Origin of the sequence: Sphingomonas sp. HMP9, assembly GCF_013374115.1 — a bacterium.
Lineage (GTDB): Bacteria > Pseudomonadota > Alphaproteobacteria > Sphingomonadales > Sphingomonadaceae > Sphingomonas.
Map to the genome: position 1 here is coordinate 2,767,772 of NZ_AP022673.1, position 20,679 is coordinate 2,788,450.

19 protein-coding genes and 1 tRNA gene are annotated in these 20,679 nt (G+C 67.3%); 9 read left to right on the forward strand and 11 right to left on the reverse strand.

What is annotated here, in order from left to right; translation table 11 throughout:
• The first annotated feature begins 128 nt into the window (after nucleotides 1-128).
• From HMP09_RS12365 to HMP09_RS12380, 4 genes are read left to right on the forward strand one after another with little or no spacing between them, the layout of a single operon-like run.
• Nucleotides 129-404 (forward strand): FeoA family protein, encoded by a 276-nt coding sequence (locus tag HMP09_RS12365; protein ID WP_055874807.1) that lies wholly within the window; start codon nucleotides 129-131, stop codon nucleotides 402-404.
• A gap of 9 nt (nucleotides 405-413) precedes the next feature.
• The gene (gene feoB, locus HMP09_RS12370) at nucleotides 414-2,276 is read left to right on the forward strand and encodes a ferrous iron transporter B (protein ID WP_176500611.1); all 1,863 of its coding nucleotides are present in this window, start codon (nucleotides 414-416) and stop codon (nucleotides 2,274-2,276) included.
• Nucleotides 2,277-2,284: 8 nt separating this feature from the next.
• Nucleotides 2,285-2,893 carry a single-stranded DNA-binding protein gene (gene ssb, locus HMP09_RS12375; RefSeq protein ID WP_176500612.1) on the forward strand — a complete coding sequence of 203 codons (609 nt, stop codon included), beginning with the start codon at nucleotides 2,285-2,287 and terminating at the stop codon, nucleotides 2,891-2,893.
• A 5-nt stretch (nucleotides 2,894-2,898) separates the two neighbouring features.
• Nucleotides 2,899-4,431: a sensor histidine kinase gene (locus HMP09_RS12380; protein WP_443026418.1), complete on the forward strand. Its 1,533-nt coding sequence runs from the start codon at nucleotides 2,899-2,901 to the stop codon at nucleotides 4,429-4,431.
• Here HMP09_RS12380 and HMP09_RS12385 read toward each other — a convergent pair.
• The 4 genes from HMP09_RS12385 to metX form a co-directional block, all read right to left on the reverse strand.
• Complete coding sequence (locus tag HMP09_RS12385; protein ID WP_176500613.1) at nucleotides 4,421-4,804, reverse strand: response regulator; 384 nt, start codon at nucleotides 4,802-4,804, stop codon at nucleotides 4,421-4,423. The two genes, HMP09_RS12380 and HMP09_RS12385, sit on opposite strands and share 11 nt — an antisense overlap.
• 94 nt (nucleotides 4,805-4,898) lie before the next feature.
• The gene (metW, locus tag HMP09_RS12390) at nucleotides 4,899-5,486 is read right to left on the reverse strand and encodes a methionine biosynthesis protein MetW (protein WP_176500614.1); all 588 of its coding nucleotides are present in this window, start codon (nucleotides 5,484-5,486) and stop codon (nucleotides 4,899-4,901) included.
• The gene (locus tag HMP09_RS12395) at nucleotides 5,483-5,917 is read right to left on the reverse strand and encodes a GNAT family N-acetyltransferase (protein ID WP_176500615.1); all 435 of its coding nucleotides are present in this window, start codon (nucleotides 5,915-5,917) and stop codon (nucleotides 5,483-5,485) included. The genes metW and HMP09_RS12395 overlap by 4 nt, the downstream gene beginning before the upstream one ends.
• The gene (gene metX, locus HMP09_RS12400; protein ID WP_176500616.1) at nucleotides 5,914-7,053 is read right to left on the reverse strand and encodes a homoserine O-acetyltransferase MetX; all 1,140 of its coding nucleotides are present in this window, start codon (nucleotides 7,051-7,053) and stop codon (nucleotides 5,914-5,916) included. The genes HMP09_RS12395 and metX overlap by 4 nt, the downstream gene beginning before the upstream one ends.
• A 382-nt stretch (nucleotides 7,054-7,435) precedes the next feature.
• Here metX and hisC point away from each other — a divergent pair, with 382 nt between their 5' ends.
• Together hisC and HMP09_RS12410 are read left to right on the forward strand one after the other, a co-directional pair.
• On the forward strand, nucleotides 7,436-8,533 hold the full coding sequence (hisC, locus tag HMP09_RS12405) for a histidinol-phosphate transaminase (protein ID WP_176501750.1): 1,098 nt from the start codon (nucleotides 7,436-7,438) through the stop codon (nucleotides 8,531-8,533).
• Nucleotides 8,533-9,441: a prephenate/arogenate dehydrogenase family protein gene (locus HMP09_RS12410; RefSeq protein ID WP_176500617.1), complete on the forward strand. Its 909-nt coding sequence runs from the start codon at nucleotides 8,533-8,535 to the stop codon at nucleotides 9,439-9,441. Before hisC ends, HMP09_RS12410 begins: the two co-directional genes overlap by 1 nt.
• Nucleotides 9,442-9,560: 119 nt before the next feature.
• On the opposite strand, the gene HMP09_RS12415 is transcribed toward HMP09_RS12410, so the two are convergent.
• Genes HMP09_RS12415 through ftsE form a run of 4 tightly spaced genes read right to left on the reverse strand, consistent with a single transcriptional unit; the run spans nucleotide 9,561 to nucleotide 12,380 of the window.
• Nucleotides 9,561-10,241 (reverse strand): lysophospholipid acyltransferase family protein, encoded by a 681-nt coding sequence (locus HMP09_RS12415; RefSeq protein ID WP_176500618.1) that lies wholly within the window; start codon nucleotides 10,239-10,241, stop codon nucleotides 9,561-9,563.
• The gene (locus tag HMP09_RS12420; protein WP_443026419.1) at nucleotides 10,238-10,774 is read right to left on the reverse strand and encodes a YdcF family protein; all 537 of its coding nucleotides are present in this window, start codon (nucleotides 10,772-10,774) and stop codon (nucleotides 10,238-10,240) included. The genes HMP09_RS12415 and HMP09_RS12420 overlap by 4 nt, the downstream gene beginning before the upstream one ends.
• Complete coding sequence (locus HMP09_RS12425; RefSeq protein WP_232090236.1) at nucleotides 10,771-11,664, reverse strand: permease; 894 nt, start codon at nucleotides 11,662-11,664, stop codon at nucleotides 10,771-10,773. Before HMP09_RS12425 ends, HMP09_RS12420 begins: the two co-directional genes overlap by 4 nt.
• Nucleotides 11,661-12,380 (reverse strand): cell division ATP-binding protein FtsE, encoded by a 720-nt coding sequence (gene ftsE / locus HMP09_RS12430; RefSeq protein ID WP_176501753.1) that lies wholly within the window; start codon nucleotides 12,378-12,380, stop codon nucleotides 11,661-11,663. Before ftsE ends, HMP09_RS12425 begins: the two co-directional genes overlap by 4 nt.
• A 164-nt stretch (nucleotides 12,381-12,544) precedes the next feature.
• On the opposite strand from ftsE, the gene HMP09_RS12435 reads away from it, so the two are divergent.
• Entirely contained in the window at nucleotides 12,545-13,342 is a 798-nt protein-coding gene (locus tag HMP09_RS12435) for an MJ0042-type zinc finger domain-containing protein (RefSeq protein ID WP_176500619.1), read from the forward strand.
• A 37-nt stretch (nucleotides 13,343-13,379) separates the two neighbouring features.
• Here HMP09_RS12435 and HMP09_RS12440 read toward each other — a convergent pair whose 3' ends face one another.
• Nucleotides 13,380-14,741, reverse strand: a complete 1,362-nt coding sequence (locus tag HMP09_RS12440) for an MATE family efflux transporter (RefSeq protein ID WP_232090238.1) — start codon at nucleotides 14,739-14,741, stop codon at nucleotides 13,380-13,382.
• Between the two features lie 112 nt (nucleotides 14,742-14,853).
• On the opposite strand from HMP09_RS12440, the gene HMP09_RS12445 reads away from it, so the two are divergent.
• Both HMP09_RS12445 and HMP09_RS12450 read left to right on the forward strand, forming a co-directional pair.
• Nucleotides 14,854-14,940 (forward strand) — tRNA-Leu (locus tag HMP09_RS12445).
• 76 nt (nucleotides 14,941-15,016) lie between these two features.
• Nucleotides 15,017-15,169 (forward strand): hypothetical protein, encoded by a 153-nt coding sequence (locus HMP09_RS12450; RefSeq protein WP_164913449.1) that lies wholly within the window; start codon nucleotides 15,017-15,019, stop codon nucleotides 15,167-15,169.
• Nucleotides 15,170-15,373: 204 nt separating this feature from the next.
• Here HMP09_RS12450 and HMP09_RS12455 read toward each other — a convergent pair whose 3' ends face one another.
• Both HMP09_RS12455 and HMP09_RS12460 read right to left on the reverse strand, forming a co-directional pair.
• Nucleotides 15,374-15,565: a hypothetical protein gene (locus HMP09_RS12455; protein WP_176500620.1), complete on the reverse strand. Its 192-nt coding sequence runs from the start codon at nucleotides 15,563-15,565 to the stop codon at nucleotides 15,374-15,376.
• A gap of 17 nt (nucleotides 15,566-15,582) precedes the next feature.
• A complete protein-coding gene (locus HMP09_RS12460; protein WP_176500621.1) occupies nucleotides 15,583-20,610 on the reverse strand; it encodes a DUF11 domain-containing protein in 5,028 nt (1,675 codons plus the stop codon).
• Between the last annotated feature and the right edge of the window lie 69 nt (nucleotides 20,611-20,679).

A 20,679-nucleotide genomic window follows, 5' to 3' on the forward strand; every position in this document is an offset into this window, starting at 1 on the left:
TCCGGAGCCACAGATAACCGCACATGTGGCTCTGGATCCTGACTTTCGTCAGGATGACGGGGTGTTAGCGGTAGGGTGATCCGCTTTGGGCTTCCCTTCCCCCAGCGTTACTGATAATCAGTCGCATCATGGACACTCGCCCCGATCGTTCCGTCAGCCTCGAAACCCTGCCGCGCAAGCAGCATGCGATTGTCGCCGCCATCGAATGGGCGCGTCTCGCCGGGCCTGAAGCGCGACGCCTGCGCGAACTGGGCTTCGACGAGGGTGTCGATGTCGAGGTCCTGCACCGCGCGACGCTGGGCCAGGGCCCGATCGCCTGCCGGATCGGCCGGATGACCGTCGCGCTGCGTCGCGCCGTCGCCGGCGCGATCCAGGTTTCTCCCATGCCTGCCGCGGCCGAATAATCCTTTAGAATGAACGCAGCACCGCTGGTCGCGCTGGTCGGCAATCCCAATGCCGGCAAGAGCGCGCTGTTCAATGCGCTCACGGGTGCGCGGCAGAAGGTCGGCAATTATCCGGGCGTCACGGTTGAGCGCAAGGTCGGGCGGCTGACGCTCGACGACGGACGGCCGGTCGAACTGGTCGACCTGCCCGGCGCGTACAGCCTCGAACCCTCTTCTCCCGACGAGCGCGTGACGCGCGACGTCGTTACCGGCACGCAGGACGGCGAGCGCCTGCCCGACGCGCTGGTCGTCGTCGTCGACGCCGCCAATCTCGACAATCATCTGCGCTTCACGCTCCAGCTGATTGCGTTGGGATTACCGGTCGTGGTCGCACTCAACATGGTCGATCTCGCCGAGCGCGACGGCTTGAAGCTCGATCCCAAGATCCTCGAACGCGAACTTGGCGTGCGCGTGATCCCGACCGTCGCGGTGCGCAAGCGTGGTCTCGACGAGCTCAAGGCCGCGCTCTCCAGCATCGTCGTCAACGGCCCGATGCGGCTGCGCAAATCGGACGGCAGCGTTCAGGACGACATCGTCACGCTCCAGCGCCGCGCGCGCCAGATCGCCACGTCCGCGACCGTGTCCGAGACGACCGTACGCCGCTGGACGCACATGCTCGATGCGGTCGCACTGCACCCCGTTGCCGGCCCGATCCTGCTGCTCGCGATCATGTTCCTGATGTTCCAGGCGGTGTTCAGCTGGGCACAGCCGTTCATGGACGCGATCGATGCGGGCTTCACCGCGTTGCAGGCGTTCCTCACGTCCGAACTCGCCCCGTCGCTGCTCCGCTCGCTGCTGGTCGACGGCGTGATCGCGGGCGTCGGCGCGGTGATCGTGTTCCTGCCGCAGATCCTGATCCTTTTTCTCTTCATCCTCGTGCTCGAGGCGAGCGGCTACATGGTCCGCGCGGCGTTCCTGATGGACCGCGTGATGGCGAGCGTCGGGCTGTCGGGCCGTGCGTTCATCCCGCTGCTGTCGAGCTTTGCCTGCGCGATTCCCGGCATCATGGCGACTCGGACGATCGACGACGAGAAGGACCGGCTGACGACGATCCTGATCGCGCCGCTGATGACGTGCTCCGCCCGCCTGCCGGTCTACACGTTGATCATCGGCGCGTTCATTCCCAACACGCAGGTGCTTCCCTTCGTCGGGCTGCAGGGTCTGGTGATGCTCGGGCTGTACGTGATGGGGATCGTCGGCGCGTTCGTCGCCGCGCTGGTGCTGCGCCGGACGGTCACCAAGGGCGTGTCGTCGGGCTTCATGATGGAGATGCCCAAATACCAGTGGCCGCAGTGGCGCGACGTCGGCATCGGGCTATGGAGCCGCGCGCAGATTTTCCTGAAGCGCGCCGGCGGCATCATCCTCGTCTCGACGGTCGTGCTGTGGGTGATGCTGAGCTTCCCCAAGCCGCCCGAGGGCAGCAAGGTCTCGCCGGTCGACTATTCGGTCGCAGGGCGTATCGCCAACGGCATCGCGCCCGTGTTCGCGCCGATCGGCTTCAACCGCGACATCGTGCTGGCGTTGATCCCGGCGATGGCCGCGCGCGAAGTGGCCGTGGCGGCGATCGGCACGGTCTATGCTATCGACGACCCCGACAGCAATCAGGGCGGAAAGGCGATGATCGAGAACCTGCGCGGCCGCTGGAGCCTGCCGACCGCGCTCGCCTTCCTGATGTGGTTCGTGTTCGCACCGCAGTGCATTTCGACGATCGCTGTCACGCGTCGCGAGACCAACGGATGGAAATGGCCGGCGTTCATGGTTGGCTATTTGTTCGCCGCCGCCTACATAATGGCCGGAATCACATATTGGCTGGCGATGTTCGCCGGCCTCTGAGGGGCATCATGGCAGGCAGCGTCAACAAGGTCATCATCGTCGGCAATCTGGGTCGCGACCCGGAGAGCAAGGCGTTCCAGAACGGCGGCAAGGTCGTCAATCTGCGCATCGCGACGTCCGAGTCCTGGAAGGACAAGATGTCGGGCGAGCGCAAGGAAAAGACCGAGTGGCATTCGGTCGCCATCTTCAACGAAGGCCTCGCCAACGTCGCGGAGAAGTATCTGCGCAAGGGCTCGAAGGTCTATATCGAGGGCGCGCTCCAGACCCGCAAATGGCAGGATGCGCAGGGCCAGGACAAATATTCGACCGAGATCGTGTTGCAGGGCTTCAACAGCGTGCTGACGATGCTCGACGGCCCGAATGGCGGCCAGGGCGGCGGCGCAGGCGGCGGCGGCGGTAGCCGTGGCGGCGGCGACGACTGGGCCGGTGCTGGCGGCGGCAACGACTTCGGCGGCGGCTCGTCGGGTGGCGGCGGCGGTTACGGCGGCGGCGGCGGCGGCGGCGGCGGTCGTGGCAGCGCACCCTCGGGTGGCGGTAGCGGTGGCGGGGCCCGCGGCGGCAGCTTCGGCCAGACCGGCGGCTTCTCGGACGATCTCGACGACGACGTGCCGTTCTGATCTCCGTGACGCCGCTATACTCCGTTCCGAAGACTGCCGTGTTCGACGAGGCTGAGCGTAGCCGCGTGATCTCGGCCTACGACGTCGCCGGTGCCCGCGCCAAAGGCCAGCTCGACGACATCGTGTCGTTTGCAGCGGAGCTTTGCGGGGCACCGATCGCGTTGGTCAGTCTGGTCGAGGAGGAGTATCAGCGCTTTCTCGCGCGGAGCGGTACCGACCTGGAACAGACGCCGCGCAGCATGTCGTTCTGCGCGCATGCGATGCATCATCACGATGTGATGGAAGTGCCCGACGCGCAGGCGGATCCGCGGTTCGTCGACAATGCGCTGGTGACCGGCGAGCCGTATGTCCGCTTCTACGCCGGTGCGCCCCTGGTCTCCAGCGAAGGCGTACCGCTGGGCGCGCTCTGCGTGCTGGCGCCGGACCCGCGCGAGGGGCTGACGCGGTTCCAGCGGGACGGCCTGACGCTGCTCGCCAGGGCGGCAATGGGTCGGCTCGACGATCGCAGGACCGCCCGCGAACAGGCATTGGCCGAAGCCGAGGCGCGACGCACGCTGGAGGCGAGCGACCTGCGGTTCCGCACGCTCGCCGACACCATGCCGCAGATGGTATGGTCGACGCTGCCCGATGGCTTCCACGATTATTATAATGCGCGCTGGTACGAGTTCACCGGCGCACCCGCCGGTACGACCGACGGAGAGGGCTGGAACGGCATGTTCCACCCCGAGGATCAGGATCGCGCCTGGGCGATCTGGCGCCAGTCGCTCGCAACCGGCGACCCCTATAATATCGAATATCGCTTGCGGCATTTCGACGGCACGTACCGCTGGGTCCTGGGTCGCGCGCTGCCGGTCCGCGACGAAAGCGGCGCGATCCAGCGCTGGTTCGGCACATGCACCGACATCCACGAGCAAAAGCTCGCCTATGAAGAACGCGAGGTCATCAGCCAGGAGCTGAGCCACCGCATCAAGAACATATTCGCGGTCATTGCCGGGCTCATCGCGTTCTCGGCGCGGGGCAAGCCGGAGTTTGCCGGAATCGCGACCGACCTGCGCCACCGGATCAACGCACTGGGTCGCGCGCATGATTTCGTCCGCCCGCACAGCGCCAGTTCGCGACCGTTGATGGCGCAGAACAGTCTACACGGCCTGCTGCACGAATTGTTCGAGCCGTATCAGCGGATCGACGGCGCACGGGTCAGCGTCGCGGGCGAGGATGTGACGATCGACGATCGCTCGGCGACGCCGCTCGCGTTGATGTTTCACGAACTCGCAACCAACGCGACCAAATATGGCGCGCTTGCAACCGAACTCGGCACGGTCCGGATCACCGTCGCGGCAAATGGCGACAGGGTGACGTTGAACTGGCGCGAAGCGGGGGGGCCGTCCGTTGCAAAACCTGAGACTCCTGCAGGCTTCGGGACGCAGCTGATCGAGATGAGTGCGGTGCGTCAGTTGGGCGGTAGCGTGACCCGGACGTGGAATGAAGACGGCCTGATCGTCGAGCTGATGATCCCGAAGGCTGCGTTCAGCCGCTGACGCGAATGACGTCGTCGTGCGCGGTCGGCTCTTCGTCGCATGCAAGGGCCGCAGCCGCCAGGATCGCAGCATCGCTGAACGGCTTGCGGATATAGCCGAGGCATTCCGCGTCACCGATCTGCGCAGGGTTTGCGGTAACGAACACGACCTTGACGCCGTAATCCTGCGCCATCCGCTTGGCGATCTCCGGTCCGGTCGGTCCGTCGCGCAGGTTGATGTCGACGAATGCGAAGCTGCATCCCGGTGCCGCGGCGATCGCGCTGTCACGATCCGCCGCAATCCCCACCACGCCGTACCCGGCATCCATGAGGATACGCTCCAGGTCGAGCGCAACGAAAATCTCGTCTTCGACAATAAGGGCGGTCTTGGTCATCGGCGGAGTAACCAGTCGCCCGCCGATCGGTTCCGTCGCGATACTGATCTCAATCAGTATCGCGCAACATAGTGTTACATTTGTCGCAGGCCGATCATGGCCGAAGCAGGAATACCGCGTGTTCGGCGAGCAGGTTGGCGGCGCCCGTACCAGTCTGCTTGTCGCCCGACAGGAACCACGCATTCTCTACCGTGATGCCGCGCGTCCTCACGAAGCTGCGGAAATCGTCGATCGTGACGTGGTGGATGTTGGGCGTGTCGTACCAGCTCTCTGGCAATTGCCGGGTCACCGGCATCCGCCCGCCCCACAGCAGCGACAGCCGCACGCGCCAATGCGCGAAATTGGGGAAGCTGACGAACGCCCGCCGACCGATCCGAAGCAGGTGATCGAGCACCAGATCGGGCGCGCGCGCGGTCTGCAAGGTCTGGCTGAGGATCGCGTAATCGAAGCTGCCGTCGGGATAGCCGGCCAGGTCGACGTCCGCATCGCCCTGGATCACCGACAAGCCGCGCGCGACCGCCGAGGCGACGTTGCGCGCGTCGATCTCCAGCCCACGCGCGTCGACGCCGCGGGTGTCGCGCAGCGCCGCCATCAGCGCGCCGTCGCCACAGCCGATATCGAGCACGCGGCTGCCTTGCGCGACGTTCTCGGCGATGACGGCAAGGTCGGTGCGTAACGTCATGGTGCGGTCCGTAACTGATCGGCAAGCCCGGGGGCGAGCCGCTCCATATAGCGATCCGCGCGGACCAGCGGGTGGAAGCCGAGCCCTGCATAGACGCCGTGCGCGTCGGCGGTGACGAGCCCGATCCGCCGCAGCCCGGCAAACGACGGATGATCGAGGAACCAGCCGACCATCCGCCGTCCCAGCCCCTGCCCGCGCACCGTCTCCTCGACCCAGACGTCCGCCAGCCACGCAAACGTCGCGTGATCAGTGATCATCCGCGCGAACCCGACCTGCGCGTCATCGCGGTAGGCGCCGAGGCAATGCGATCCCGCGATCGCACGTTCGACGAGCGCCCGCTCGATCCCCGGCGACCAGTAGCTGCTCGCCAGCCAGCCGTGGATGCGGTCGATCTGCAACCGGCTCGCATCGTCCGAAAGAATGATCGTCATCGCCCCGCCCTCAGGAATCCGTCGACGACCCGGTTCAGATCGGGCGCCTCGAGCAGGAACGCATCGTGGCCATACGGGCTCGACAGTTCGACGAAGCTGACCGGCGCGCCGGCGGCGTTCAGGGCCTGGACGATCGCGCGCGATTCGGCGGTCGGATACAGCCAGTCGGTGTCGAAGCTGACGAGGCAGAACCGCGACTTGGTCGCGCGGAAGGCGTTGGCGAGCAGTCCACCATGTTCCTCGGCGAGATCGAAATAATCCATCGCGCGCGTGATGTAGAGATACGAGTTCGCGTCGAACCGGTCGGTGAACGCGAGCCCCTGATGCCGCAAATAGCTCTCCACCTGGAAATCCGCGTCGAATCCAAACGACTTCGCGTCACGTGCCTGCAATCGGCGACCGAATTTCTCGGTCAGTCCCGCTTCCGACAGATAGGTGATGTGCGCCGCCATCCGCGCGACGGCGAGCCCCGCGGTCGGTGCCGAATCGTCGTGATACTCACCGCCTCGCCAGTTGGGATCGGCCATCACCGCCTGGCGCCCGACCTCGTGGAAGGCAATGTTCTGCGCGGTGTGGCGCGCGGTCGACGCGATCACGACGCACGCCTTCACGCGCTCGGGGAAGGTGGCGGGCCAGCTCAGTGCCTGCATCCCGCCCATCGATCCGCCGACGACCGCGTGGAGCACGCCGACGCCGAGATGATCGAGCAGCATGCCTTGCGCGCGGACCATGTCGCGGATCGTGATGACCGGAAACGCCATCGCCCAGGGCCTGCCGGTCGCCGGGTTGATCGTCGCGGGGCCGGACGAGCCCATGCAGCTGCCGAGCACGTTGGCGCACACGACGAAGTGCCGCGCGGGGTCGATCGGCTTGCCCTCGCCGACCATCCGCGTCCACCAGCCCGGCTTCCCGGTGCGGGGATGCTCGGATGCGACATGCTGGTCGCCGGTGAGCGCATGGCAGATCAGGATGGCGTTCGAGGCGTCGGCGTTCAGCGTGCCGTAGGTCTCGTAGGCGATATCGACCGGCGACAGCAACACGCCGCCATCGAGCTTGAGCGGTCCGGGCAGCGTGACGCGCCGCGCCAGGCCGAAGCGGCGGTCGGTCTCGGGGTCGATGGTCGCAGGATCGAGCATGCCGCGCGCTACCATAAGCGGCCGCCGTCACACCAGCGCGCCGTCCACATCCTCGATCCTCCCCCGCCAGGGGGAGGTGGCGCCGAAGGCGACGGAGGGGGAGGACACGCAACGACGGTTTCCCTTGCCTCCCCCTCCGTCTGGCAAGCGCCAGCCACCTCCCCCTGGCGGGGGAGGATCGCCCCGTCATCCTGACGAAAGTCAGGATCCAGAGTATCAGGCGCCGACATTCGTCGCTCTGGATCCTGACTTTCGTCAGGATGACGGGGGGGGCGAGAAGGATGACGGGAGCGAAACCCGGCGTCCCCGACGCCACCGGCACACACAAGCATTTGCCACCGCGGCACCGCGCCCGCTATGCCCCGCGGCCATGACAAACATCATGCCCGCACCCGCGCCGAAGCCCTGGATCATGGGGATCGCGCCGTACACGCCCGGCCGCTCGACGACCGACGATGGCCGCAAGGTGATCAAGCTGTCGTCGAACGAGAATCCGCTCGGCACCAGCCCCGCCGCCAAGGCCGCGTTCGATGCCGCCGACCGGACGCTCGAACGCTATCCCGATGCGGGCGCGGTCGAATTGCGCGAGGCCTTGGCGGCGCAGTACGACCTCGATCCGGCGCGCGTCATCTACGGCACCGGGTCGGACGAGATCCTGCATCTAGTCGCGGGCGCCTATGCGGGCCCCGGCGACGAGATCATCCATGTCCGCTACGGTTTCGCGGTCTACGAGATCGCGACGCGCCGCGTCGGGGCCCAACCCGTCATCGTCGACGACCGCGACTATGCGACCGACGTCGATGCGATCCTGGCGGCGGTCACCGAGCGCACCCGCGTCGTGTTCGTCGCCAACCCCAACAACCCGACCGGCACATTCACGCCGCGCGCGGAAATCGCGCGACTGCATGCAGGCCTGCCGAAGTCGGTGCTACTGGTGCTCGATCAGGCCTATGCCGAATATCTGTCGCCCGAGGAGGACGATGCGGGTCTCGCGCTGGCGATGACCGAGGCGAACGTGCTCGTCACGCGGACCTTCTCGAAGATCCACGGGCTGGCCGCCGAGCGGATCGGCTGGGGCTATGCCTGCGCGCCGATCATAGACGCGATGCACCGCATCCGCGCGCCGTTCAACGTGACCACCGCCGGCCAGGCCGCCGCGGTCGCCGCCCTCGCCGACACCGGCTTCGTCGACGCGACTCGCGCGCACAACGACACGTGGCGCGGCTGGTTCGTCGAGCAGATCGGCCAGATGGGCAATGCGGGGCTGCGTTGCGTACCGTCGAAGGCGAACTTCGTGCTGGTGCTGTTCGAGGGCACACTGACCGCCGACGCCGCCTATCACGGACTGATGGAGGCGGGCTATATTGTCCGCTGGCTACCAAGCCAGGGGCTGCCCAACGCGCTGCGCATCACGATCGGCACCGAGGAGGAGACGCGCGGCGTCACCGCGGCGCTGCGCGATCTGGTCGAGCGGGCCTGATGCTGCCGTTCGCGCGCGTCACGATCATCGGGCTGGGGCTGATCGGCTCGTCGGTGGCGCGCGCGGTGCAGGAGACGATGCCGACGGTTCGCATCACCGGCTACGACGCCGACGCGGGCGTGCGCGAAGCGGCGGACCGGCTGCAATTCTGCGACGACGTCGCGGACTCGGCGGGTGCCGCGGTGATCGACGCCGACCTCGTGATTCTCTGCGTCCCCGTCGGGATCATGGGCGACGTCGCGCGCGAATTCGCAGCCGAGCTCCCCGCGGATGCGATCGTCAGCGACGTCGGCAGCTGCAAGGCCGAGATCGTCCGCGCGCTGACCGACGCGCTACCGGGCGCTACCGTGATCCCGGCGCATCCGGTCGCCGGCACCGAGCGCTCCGGCCCCGAAGCGGGCTTTGCGACGCTGTTCCGCAACCGCTGGTGCATCGTCACGCCCCCCGAAGGCGCGGATGCGGTCGCGGTCGAGCGCGTGGCCGAATTCTGGCGGCGGCTCGGCGCGCAGGTCGAGACGATGGCGCCCGAGCATCACGACCGCGTCCTCGCGGTGACCAGCCATCTGCCACATCTTATCGCCTACACGATCGTCGGCACCGCGGGCGATCTCGAGGAAGTGACGCAGTCGGAAGTCATCAAATATTCCGCCGGCGGCTTTCGCGACTTTACGCGCATCGCGGCGTCAGATCCGACGATGTGGCGCGACATCTTCCTCAACAACCGCGAGGCGGTGCTGGAGATGCTCCAGCGTTTCTCGGAGGATCTGAGCCAGCTCCAGCGTGCGATCCGCTGGGGCGACGGCGATGCGCTGTTCGACCTGTTCACGCGGACCCGCGCGATCCGCCGCAGCATCGTCGAGCAAGGCCAGGACGACGACGTCCAGGACTTCGGCCGCACCCACGAGTGAAATTTAACCACCCCGGCGAAGGCCGGGGCCCAATTGGGTAGGCCAACGTGACGACGCGCAACGCCCGTTCGCCACGTCCCCCAATTGGGCCCCGGCCTTCGCCGGGGTGGTCGCATATATCAATCCAGCGCGTTCATCGCCGCATGGACACGCTGCTCGGCCTCCTCGCGCGGCAGGCCCGGCGGCACCACCTCGCCAAAGCGGAACGTGATCACCCCCGGCCGCTTCGGGCCCTTTTTCGGCCATACCAGCCCGCTGTCGCATGCGATCGGCACAGTCGGCATCTTCAACGCGCGGTAGAGCCCGGCGAACCCGGGCTTCAGCGCCGGATGCTCCCCCGGCGAAACCCGCGTGCCTTCGGGAAAGATCAGGATCGACCGCCCCGTCGCCTTCGCCGCGGTCGCCTCGCGCATCATGCTGCGCATCGCCTTGGCCGACGCCTCGCGGTCGACGACGATCGCGCCATAGCGCCGCGCCGCCCACCCCCAGGCCGGAATATCGGCGAGCTCGCGCTTCAGCACGATCGCCGGGCCGTCGAGCATCCGCTGCAGCTCGAGCGTCTCGAACATCGCCTGATGCTTGCACGCATAAAAGGCCGGCTCGGTCGGCCTGGTCCCCTCGATCCGGACATGCACACCGAGAATAACCCGTGCGCACCAACGATGAAACCGCGTCCAGATCGTCGAATGCACGATGACCGCGCGCGACCCGAACAGCGCCGAGATCGGCACGCTCACCACGATCGGCACCGACCCCGTGTAGAAAACGAGCATGAACGCCCAGTTGCGCAGCCAAATCATCCGCCAAATCCTATCCACAGCGCGATCCGGCGAAGGATCAACTTGTTATATTCGTTGACCAAGGTCCCGAGGCGAGGCGTGCCGGGCACCCCGTCGCCGAGAATCACGACGTTCTTGTCGAGCGCCGCCGCCAGTTCCATCCGGGCCCGCGCGACATGCCAATCCGACGTTACCAGGCGCACCGACCGGTATTTGTGCACGCGCACCCACCGCGCCGTTTCCTCCGCATTCGAGCGCGTGTCGACCGCGTCCGCGCCAAGATCGATGCAGCACGCGAACCAGGCAGGCGAGGTCCGATACTCCAGTGCGAGATCGATCGGCCGAACCCCCGGCGCGACGCCCGTCACGAGCATCCGCCTGGCCTGATGATCGCGGAGCAAGGCGATGCCGCGGTCGATCCGCCCTGCCCCACCGGTCGGCACCACGATCGCATCGGTCGTGAAACCGTCGAGCGGCTTGGGCAGCAGCAGCATGAACACCGCGAAGCCGAACGCCCAGGCGAGACCCAGGATGCCAAAGAACCGCACGATCACAGGATGTGCCTCAGCGCGCGGACGATCGTGACGCGCGCGGCGAGCGTGGCGAGGACGACGAACGCAATCGGCAGCAGCGCGAGCGCCACCCAGTCGACCCCGCCAAGCGTAACGCCGCCCAACAGCTCCGAACCCAATCCGTGCAACCGGATGCCGATGAACCCGACCACCAGCAGCGCCGCGACACCGCCGCCGACGCCACCGATCGTCGCATCGAGCGCGATCCGCCGCTGGAACAATCGCGCGACCTGCAGATCGGTCGAGCCGAGCATATGCATCACTGCGATCGTCGCGCGATGCGTCTCCAGACCGGCGCGCGCGGCCAGTACGACGACTGCCGCGGTCGCGCTCGCCATCAGCAGGACCAGCGCCAGTGCGAGGACCGTGAGCGACCGCATGACGTCGTTGACCGGTGACATCCAGCTTTCGTGACGATCGACGCGGACCGCGGGGCTCAGACGGCGCACCGTGGCCGCGACCCGCACGGCGGCGACGTCGCCATGGTCGGCGAGGTCGACATCGATCATCGCCGGCACCGGCAATTGCGGATCTGCGCCATCCGACCCGAGCCAGGGTTGCAGCAACCGGGTCAGCTCGGCGCGATCGACCGGCGTGGCGCGCGCCACCGCTGGCATCCTACGCAGCGCCGCAAGCACGCGTGCGGCGGCGACGTCCCGCCGCACCGGATCGCCATCGACGACCTGCACCGTCAACCGCCCCGCCAATTGCCGATCGAGCAGGCGCGCCGCACTCGCGGTCGCCAGCCCGAGCGCCGCCGCGAGCATCGTCAGGAACAGCATGATCGCCATCACCCACGTCATCGCGCGCAGGCCACCCGCCTCGTCGAGCACGCGGCGTTCGGCCGAGGACCGGGCTTTCGTCAGCATCATGAATCAGGCCGCGTCGGCGGATACCGGAGCGACCCCGTCGGATCGAGCAGCCGCCCGCGATCGAGCCGCATCATCTGCGCGCCGGGTATCCGCCCGAGCAGGTGGAAGTCGTGGGTCGCGACGACCACGGTCGTCCCCAGCTTGTTGAGCGATTCGAACAGATGCAGCAGCCGCTCGGCCATGTCGGGATCGACGTTGCCGGTCGGCTCGTCCGCGACCAGGATCTCGGGGCGGGCGATCACCGCGCGGGCGATCGCGACGCGCTGTTGCTCGCCACCCGACAGCGTCGCCGGCCGCGCATCGGCACGCTCGGTCAACCCGACCCAGGCGAGCATCTCGCGCACCGGTTGCTCGATATCCGCTTCGGGCATGCCCGCAACGCGCAACGGCAGCGCGATATTGTCCCAGGTCGACAGATGCGGAACGAGCCGGAAATCCTGGAACACCACACCGATCCGCCGCCGGAACCCGGGCAGGCGATCGCGCGACAACACCACTGCATCCTCGCCGAACAGGCGGATCACGCCGCGCGTCGGCCGTTGTGCCAGATACAGGAGCTGCAGCAGCGATGTCTTCCCCGCACCGCTCGCCCCGGTCAGGAAATAGAACGCACCGCTGCGCAGCGTGAAGCTGACGTCTGACAGCGTCTCCGGTCCAGCGTCCGGGCCCGTGCCGTAGCGAAGCCCGACATTCTCGAATTGGACGATATTCGCCATGACGTGGTTGCGCCCGCTCTCGCCCGCTTGATGCCCGTGCCAATGCCCGTATCGGCGCTTTCGCATGAAAGCGCGCGCCGCTTCAAGCTTGCCACATATGCGGGCCGCGTGCTTATTCGCCGTGAGAACGGTCGCGCTCCGGCGGCCGCTGGTGAAGCGTATCCATGATCCTCCAATGTCCCGAGTGCAGTACGCGCTATCTGGTCCCCGACAGCGCGATCGGGACCGAGGGGCGCACCGTGCGCTGCGCCAATTGCCGGCATAGCTGGTTCCAGGCCGCCGCACCGGAGATCGAGGACGCGCTGGAAAGTCCCGAACCGACGCCGCTCGCCCCCGTGCCGCCCCCGCTCGCCCCGCTCCCGCCTGCTCCGCTGGCGCGTCCGCCGGTGGTGGAGCCTACGGAACGATTCGCACCATTTGCTTCCCCTGCGCCGGTGACGGCCGCACCGGCGGCACCCGAGTCTGCGATCATCCCGACCTATGCCGCACCGACATTCCCGCCAGTCGCCGAGCAGCCACCGTTCCGCCCCCGTCGCAACACCACGCGGCGCTGGACGATCGTGGCTGTGCTCGCCGGGTTGCTGATGCTGATTGCGGCGGGGGCGATCGTGTATCTCGGTGCGCCCGGTGTCGCGGCCAAGCTCGGTCTCGGGATCGGCAGCGACGAGACGCCGCTACGGCTACGCGACAATCCGATCGAGCGACGCGAACTGGACAACGGTTCCGAGCTGTTCGCGGTCAGCGGTCAGGTCACCAACCCGTCGAACCAGCGCCAGCGCGTGCCCGACATCCGCGCCGAACTCCGCGATGCGCAGGGACGCCTGGTGTATAGCTGGACGATCACCCCGCAGCAGCGGACGCTCGCGCCGGGCGGTGCGATCGACTTCAACTCGGCGACGTTGAACGTGCCCGCGAACTCGAAGCGGCTCGAACTGAGTTTCGCGGGCGAGGCGACGCGCTAAGTCCTTCGAGTCCTCCCTCGCCAGGGGGAGGATCGTGTCAGTGGCGCAACCGCCGGCTCACGATCCAGAACCGCACGCCGTGCAATAGTGCCGCTGTCACCATGCCGAGTCCGGAGGCGTAGACCAGCGCCATCGGCCCGAGCCCCGCGTGCACCATCCACCAGCCTGCGCCGCCTGTGACGATGAAATACGCGACGATGCTGTTCACGCCCGCGACGACCTGATCACCGAGCGAGCGGAGTGCGTAGACGAGGACGACCTGGGCGCCGTCGAACAGGATGAACGGCGCCCATACCGGCAACATTGCCAGCGCGGTTCCGTGCGTGGCGATGTCGGCCGGGAACGCCGCGACGATCGGCCCTCGGCCGACGATCAGGACGATCCCGCACATGCCCAGCGCGAGCATCGACAGGCCGGTCGCGATCAGCGCGCGCGCGATACCCGCAGTCGGATTTCCCTCGCCCACCGCATTGCCGACGCGGACGCCGCATGCCGAGCCAAGCCCGAGCGCCACCCCGAAGGTGACGTTGTGGACCGAGAACACGATCTGGAACGCGTGCGCGACGTCGTCGCCGAATTGCGTCGACAGCGCGATCAGGATCGAGAAGCCGGCAAGCTCGAGCCCCGACGCGACGGCCGGAACTATGCCGAACACCGCCAGCGTCGCGATCCCGGCTGGCACCCCCTGCCATGCCGCGAGATCGATTCGCCGTACACCCCGTTCCTTCGCGCGCGGCAGGGTCAGTGCTGCGGCGATCATGCCGACCGCACCGAGGCCGGACGCGACCGCGGTGGCCGTCGCCGCCCCGACCGCACCCATGGCGGGCAATCCGAGATGGCCGCCTGACATCGCCCAGGCGAGCACGGCGTTGAACGGCAGGATCGACAAATTCACCACCGCGACCCGCCGTGGCCGGCTGACGCCCTCCAGGAAGAAGCTGGCGGCGACGATCATGAGTTGCGGCGGATAGGTGAACGCCATTACCCGCACGACTCGCCCGGCCGGCTCGACCAGCGCAGGCGCAACGCCGATCCCGGCGAGCATGGCGTCGGCGAACACGAACATGACGCCGCCGACGACAAGCCCGAGCAGCAACCCCAGCACGAGACCTTCGCGGAGCACCTGCCCGGTTCGCGGCAGGTCGCCCGCCCCGTCGGCGCGCGCGGTGTGGACGAGCACGCCCGACAGCCATGCGAGCCCGGTGACGATCGCGATGAACGTCAGCGAGCGGCTCGCCCCCAGTGCTGCGACTTCATGCACGCCGACGAGGCCGACGACGATCACGTCGGTGACGTGCAGGATCGTCCAGTTGAGGCTCGTCAGCATCACCGGCCACGCGAGCGCGAGGATGCGCCGCGTTTCGGCCCTCAGATTCGTGGAATGACGGGGTGCGGCCATCCTTTGCGGTACCGGACGAACGCTTTTTCGCAAAGGGCGTTGCGCGATGCGGAAAGCCTTGCTAGTGGCGCTCGCCTACCAGATGCCGGGTCCGCCCGGTGATGTTTCATGGGCGGCCATGGCGGAACTGGTAGACGCGCAACGTTGAGGTCGTTGTGGGCGAAAGCCCGTGGAAGTTCGAGTCTTCTTGGCCGCACCATTTTTCCGATAGAGTAAACACCCCCTTCGAGGGTCCCCATGTCGCCGCTGTGCGTTGGGCTTGGCGGAGGCATTGCATGAGTTCGATCGACGACACGATCATCGAAACGCCCGAGGGCCCGATGACGTTTGCCCAATGGAAGAAGAAGAACCCGGTCCAGCTGCCTTCGCGCCGGACCAAGGGAAAGAAGCTGCCCAACAAGGTGAAGCTGACCACCGACGAGACATAGCGGTGGCTGAAATCCTCCCCTGCCAGGGGGAGGTGGCTGGCACTTGCCAGACGGAGGGGGAGGACACGGAACAGGCGTCATCGCCGTCCTCCCCCTCCGTCACCTTCGGCGACACCTCCCCCTGCCGGGGAGGATTTATTGGCGGTTCACCGCAGCCCCCGGCCCTTGCGTTGCGCGGATCATTCGCGCCTGGAACTTCACCCGCTACCAGAACGTCGCGTCGTCCAGCCGCCATTGACGGATCGCCTGCGTCGCGAGCGTCTCGATCAAGGCCTCGCTCGTCGCCGCATCCTGCGTCGCGAACGCCCGGGCGAGGTCCTCGACGCATGGACCGTGGTCGGTGAAGTCGCGTGGCAGCGGCATCGGTGCGGGCTGGCCCGGCATCGGCATTGGCATGGATCTCTCTCCCTGTATCATCGCCGCCCGCCGAACAGGGCGCGCGTGGCGCCACCGATCGTCGTTTGGTCGAACTTCAGCCGCATCGTCACGTACGGCCCCTGCCGCGTGTAGCGGTCATCCTCGAAATCGCGGTCGCGGTAGCCGGACACGTTATAGCCGGCACTGATCCACGTGTTCTGCGCGGGCGACACGCCGACCGACGGCCCGCCGCTCCACGACCATGCGCCGCGCTCCCATGCGTGCTGGACCGAACCGCTCACGCCGATATCGAACCGCGTGCCGATATCGTGGCGCATCTCGAACCCGGTCACGTCGATATAGCCGTCATAAGCGTCGTCGACGAAGCGCCCGGCGACGTATTTCGCGCCGTAATACAGCGTCGCCTCGGTGCCGTGGCCGAGCCCTTCGGGGCCGGTGCGATAGTTCACCGCCAGATTGTTGATGATCCGCGACGTCACCTGATCGCCGCCGCCATAGGCGGGCACGCCGAGGGAATTGGTGTCCGTGAATCCTGCATCCGCGCTCTCGTGCCGCAGTTCGAGCCGTTCGAGCACCGACCAGCGGCTGTCGAGCGGACGGAAGGCAAGCGCGACGTCGGCGGTGGCATAGGTGGCGACCGCGCCGCCGTTATCCTTGATCGTATAGGCCTTGATGCTCGACGCGAGCGTCTTGCCCTGCCCCAGCGTGCGGAGGAAATTGGTCGTGATTCCCCAGCGATCGCCGCTGTCCGCGTTGCGATATTCGAGCCGCCCGTTCCACGACCAGCGTGCCTGGCGATAGGTCGCGCCGAGCGTCGCCGCCGCGTAATCGCCGTTGGTCTGGTCCTGCCCGACATAGCCGCCCGAGGTGACCGGCTGGAACGCGTTGACCACCGCGCCCTCGGGGATCGTGCCCTTGAGCGTGTTGCTGGCGTCGAGCGTGCCGTCGACGGTCCAGTTCTTGCCGAGTGGCACCGACTGGCTGAGACCATATTGCGCATAGGTCCGCGCGCCATTCTCGCCGATCGCCTGCTGGTTGAGCGTGCTCATCAGCTTGGCACCGGTCCAGGGGGCGACGTCGACGCCGAACTGCTTGGTATGCGCGACATAGCCGTCGCCGTTCGCGATCTCGTATCCACCGATCAGGCGGATGCCGGGCTTGATCCGGTACGCGAGCTGGATCTGGTGACGGACCGGGAAGTCTACGCTGTCGCTGTCGCCACCGGGCGCGAACTGGGTTTGGCCGGTTATCGTCACCGCGCTGCCGAACAACGCCTGCGTGCCGCCGACCGTCAGCAGACGGCTGTCGCGGTTCTTGCCGTCGATGCCGCGATCCGACGCGAACTGGCCGCCGACGAAGATCGTACCGGTGTCGCGGCGATATTCCAGGCGGGCCTCGCCCGCGGCGCGCGTACCGGGGTTGCTCAACTGCTGCTGATACCACGCGACCCCCGTCACGCTCAGCCGATCGGTCAGCCGCAACCGGCCGTCGAGCCCGAATTTGCGCGTGCCTGCCTCGACGAGGTTCTGCTGACCGACACCGAACGCGGTATCCTGCTGGCGGGCATAGGCGAGCAGGTCGAGCTTGGTGCCGTGGTGGTCGACCTCGGCCAGATAGGCGAAGCCTTGCCCCAGTCCGCCGCGACCGCCCTTGGCGATCTCGCCGCGCAATTCGGTGGTCGCATCGACGCGCGCCTTGATATCGGCGCCAAGCACGGTGGCCTTGCCGACCGTCTCGTCACGGATGACCGCGGCGCCGACTTCGACGCGACCGTTGGCGAGCTTGGTCGCGACGCGCGCGGCGGCTGCCAGTTTCGCCGACCTGCCGCCCTCGATCTCGTAATCGGCGACGATGAAGATCGGGTTCAAGCTACTGTCGCGGCTCAGGATCGGCTGGCGGAAGCGGACCGTGCCCATGGACGTGTCGATGTCGTAATCGATGTGGCGGGTCAGTTCGGTGCTGGTGACGATCAGTTCGGAGCGAAAGCGATCGCGGGTTTCGAGCCGCAATTTGTCGCTGTTCGGCACGATTTTACGGCCCGACAGACGGTAGGGACCGCTCAGCCCGTTGCCCTGGATCTCGTCGCGCGAATACAGCGTGTCGGTATGCGCCGCGAACCCGGTCGCACGTACGCGCTTGCCCTCATACGCGGTCTTGATGCCGTTGAGCGTGCGATTGTAGCGCGTCAGCTGCGTGTCGGTGAAGCCGGTCTCGAAATCGCCGAACAGCGCGTAGAACTCGCGACGCTCGAGCCGCAGGTACAGTTTCCGGCGGGTCGCCGCGTCATAGCCCTGGCGCGATCCGTCGCCGTACACGGTGTAATAGCGGTCGGGGTCGATCGTGCCGAGCAGCCCGCGATCGGGATCGTATTTGTGGTCACTGTCATAGGCGATCGTCGCCAGCCACGATCCCTTGACCCGCCCCTTGGCGTAGAAGGCGAGCTGGCCGTCGGTGACCACGCTGCCCCGCTCCGACCGCGGCAGACCGGACTGGCGCTTGCTGAGCATGTCGTAGCCGAGCGAGCCCGCGCCGAACCCGACCACGACCCAGTCCTTGGCGGACGCAGCGAGCCAGGCGCGGACTTCACTGGTGTGAACGATCTTCTCTTCCGCCAACGAGACGACGACATGCACCGCACCGGCCTGCGTGGTCGGCTGGAGCGCGATGAAGGCGAGACCGTCGTCGCCGACCACCAGCGCCGTGGTGGACGCGCGCTCGCGACCGGCGAGCTGGCGACCCTGTTCGAGTTCGGCTTCGACCGCCGCGGTATAAGGCTGGTCGACGGTGAAGGGGACGAGCGTGTCCGCGCGCACCGGGCGGCCGGTCTTGTCGGTCACGCGCACCGCGATCAGCGGACGGGTCAGGCCGTCGGCGACGAGCCGGCTGTTGGCGGCATCGAACACCGCGCGGACGCCGGGCCCGGCATAATACACCTTGCGGTCGAGCGTCTTCACGACGCTGCCGTCCGCGGCGAGCACGCGTGCCTCGAGGCGATTGTCGCCGTCGATCAACGGGATACCCGTCCAGCGCGAGACCGCGACGTCGGAACCGTCACGCTGATCGGTACCGTCGAACGCGAGCGGCTCGACCTGCTTGCCGTTGATCGTCAGCGCGACTCGCTGGCCGGCCGCGTGCTTGACGACGGCGCGAACGACCGGCGCGCGCGGATTATGGTCGGCGCTCGGGAACAGCCAGTCGATGCCCGCGGTCTGTTCGCTCGCCAGCCAGTCGCGGCTACCCGCGGCGAGGGCGGCATCCGCGACCGTGATGGGAAGGCCCGAATCGGCCGCCGCGGCCTTGCCGGTGGGCTTCAACTGGAAGTCGACGCGCTTGAGCAGGCCGCCATCCCCCTCGACGAACCGCGAGATCGGGCTGTTGGCCTGACGCGTGTCGATGTCGCAGGCGACCGGCGCGTGCGTCGCGGGGATGCTCGACGTGTCGATCTGGACGACGTGCCGCCCGGCGCGGACGCCCTCGAAATGATACAGCCCGTCGCGATCGGTGGAGACGAACGTGCCGTCCTCCATCAAAAGGCGGATTCCGGGCACGCCCTTGCGCTTGTCGACCGGATCGCCGCAATTCCCCTCGGTCACGCGGCCGATGATCGTCATCGCATCGGTGAACAGGAGCGGACGCAGGCGAACCGATGCCGCCGCCTCGTTGCTGGTGACGCTGCCCTGGCCGACGACGCGCGCACGGTTGAGCGCTTCGCCGGTGGGTGCGCCGGGGGCGATGCTGACGACGTATTTCAGCTCGGTCGAGGCACCGGCGGCGAGCACGGGTATGACGAAGTCGAGGCTGCGACCATCGCTCGACACGCTCGGCTCGTCACCGCCGCGCGCGGAATTGCGCTCGTAGCGCAGTCCCCTGGGCAAGGTGTCGGCGACGTGGAGCCCGCGGGCCGCGACCGAATCGCGGTTGGTGATGCGCAGCAGATACTGGACGAAATCGCCGGGCGACGCCTCGCGCACCGATGCCACCTTCGTCAGCAGCAGCGACCCCGCCCCGGGGGCGTCGAGCGGGATATCCGCCGAAAACGGCTCGGGCGTCGACAGCGTGAATGTTTCCCCGAAACTGGCGCCCTTAAGGATGAACGCCGCGCCATCCGGGTCCTTGAGGGCAGCCAGCGTCGCGCGCTCGACCGTCGAGGGCGCGACATACGTGCCGGGCGGCACGACCCTCAGCGCATAGCGGCCAGGCGCGGTCAGCGGGAAGCGATAGCGCCCGGTTTCGCCAGGGTAGACCCGTCCGCTGGCGTCAGTGACGCTCTCGCCCGTCACCATCGACGAGGGGTAGCGGCTGACACCGTCGTCGCCGAAGACGGTTGCCGGCTGGCCGGTCTCGTCGACCAGCGTCACGGTAGCGCCATCGACCAGTGCGCCGGTGCGCGAATCGAAGGTATAGCCGGCCGGATCAATAAGGATCGAGGAGGTCGAGCCGAAGCTGAATTCGTCCTCGGTGAAGATGAGCGTGATCTTCGCGCCGCGGGTCCGCACTTCGCAGGGTTCGAGGTCGGGATATCGGCCGGTCTCGGTGGAGGGAACGCCGCCAGCGAAGATGCCGCTGTCGGGCGTGGTTTCGGTCAGCGTCAGCTTGACGGTGCTGTTGCCGATATCGGCGGTGATCACCGACGTTTCACGGACCGCGGAATCATGATTGCCGGCCTGATTGTCGAGCACCAGGATCATGTCTTCCTTGACATCCAGCGCCGCGACCTTGGGCGCGGCCGCGAACGTAGTCCCGTCGATCGGTGCGGGAGTGAAGACATAGGTCGGGGCAGTCTGACACTTCGCGCCGGTGAAGGTATAATTGGTGGGTGCCAGTCGAAAGGATAGCGTGGTCGGACGCTTGCCACGGTTTACGTCGAGCGCGACCGTGTTGGACGGCACGGTGCGTATGCCGGAATCGCTGGCCGCGTCGTCGAACGACAGCGTCGCGGTATTCTGGATACGGCCGGTCGGGGCGCCCGCCTGCGCAATCGTCGGCGAAGTGCCGACGATCAGCCCGAGCAGGAGCGTCAGGAGCAGCGCGCAGAGGCGCAAAAGGCGACGGAAGCTGGACATGAAGGGTCCTCTCCCGACGCGCGTCTCCACGCGCCGGGATCGGTCGTTCCTTTGTACGAGGGCGTGGGG

Bases quoted from the DNA above. Each gene is read 5' to 3' on its own strand.
- HMP09_RS12365 (WP_055874807.1), top strand. From the start codon at position 129: ATGGACACTCGCCCCGATCGTTCCGTCAGCCTCGAAACCCTGCCGCGC.
- feoB (WP_176500611.1), top strand. From the start codon at position 414: ATGAACGCAGCACCGCTGGTCGCGCTGGTCGGCAATCCCAATGCCGGC.
- ssb (WP_176500612.1), top strand. From the start codon at position 2,285: ATGGCAGGCAGCGTCAACAAGGTCATCATCGTCGGCAATCTGGGTCGC.
- HMP09_RS12385 (WP_176500613.1), bottom strand. From the start codon at position 4,804: ATGACCAAGACCGCCCTTATTGTCGAAGACGAGATTTTCGTTGCGCTC.
- metW (WP_176500614.1), bottom strand. From the start codon at position 5,486: ATGACGTTACGCACCGACCTTGCCGTCATCGCCGAGAACGTCGCGCAA.
- HMP09_RS12395 (WP_176500615.1), bottom strand. From the start codon at position 5,917: ATGACGATCATTCTTTCGGACGATGCGAGCCGGTTGCAGATCGACCGC.
- metX (WP_176500616.1), bottom strand. From the start codon at position 7,053: ATGCTCGATCCTGCGACCATCGACCCCGAGACCGACCGCCGCTTCGGC.
- hisC (WP_176501750.1), top strand. From the start codon at position 7,436: ATGCCCGCACCCGCGCCGAAGCCCTGGATCATGGGGATCGCGCCGTAC.
- HMP09_RS12410 (WP_176500617.1), top strand. From the start codon at position 8,533: ATGCTGCCGTTCGCGCGCGTCACGATCATCGGGCTGGGGCTGATCGGC.
- HMP09_RS12415 (WP_176500618.1), bottom strand. From the start codon at position 10,241: ATGATTTGGCTGCGCAACTGGGCGTTCATGCTCGTTTTCTACACGGGG.
- HMP09_RS12425 (WP_232090236.1), bottom strand. From the start codon at position 11,664: ATGATGCTGACGAAAGCCCGGTCCTCGGCCGAACGCCGCGTGCTCGAC.
- ftsE (WP_176501753.1), bottom strand. From the start codon at position 12,380: ATGGCGAATATCGTCCAATTCGAGAATGTCGGGCTTCGCTACGGCACG.
- HMP09_RS12435 (WP_176500619.1), top strand. From the start codon at position 12,545: ATGATCCTCCAATGTCCCGAGTGCAGTACGCGCTATCTGGTCCCCGAC.
- HMP09_RS12440 (WP_232090238.1), bottom strand. From the start codon at position 14,741: ATGGCCGCACCCCGTCATTCCACGAATCTGAGGGCCGAAACGCGGCGC.
- HMP09_RS12450 (WP_164913449.1), top strand. From the start codon at position 15,017: ATGAGTTCGATCGACGACACGATCATCGAAACGCCCGAGGGCCCGATG.
- HMP09_RS12455 (WP_176500620.1), bottom strand. From the start codon at position 15,565: ATGCCAATGCCGATGCCGGGCCAGCCCGCACCGATGCCGCTGCCACGC.
- HMP09_RS12460 (WP_176500621.1), bottom strand. From the start codon at position 20,610: ATGTCCAGCTTCCGTCGCCTTTTGCGCCTCTGCGCGCTGCTCCTGACG.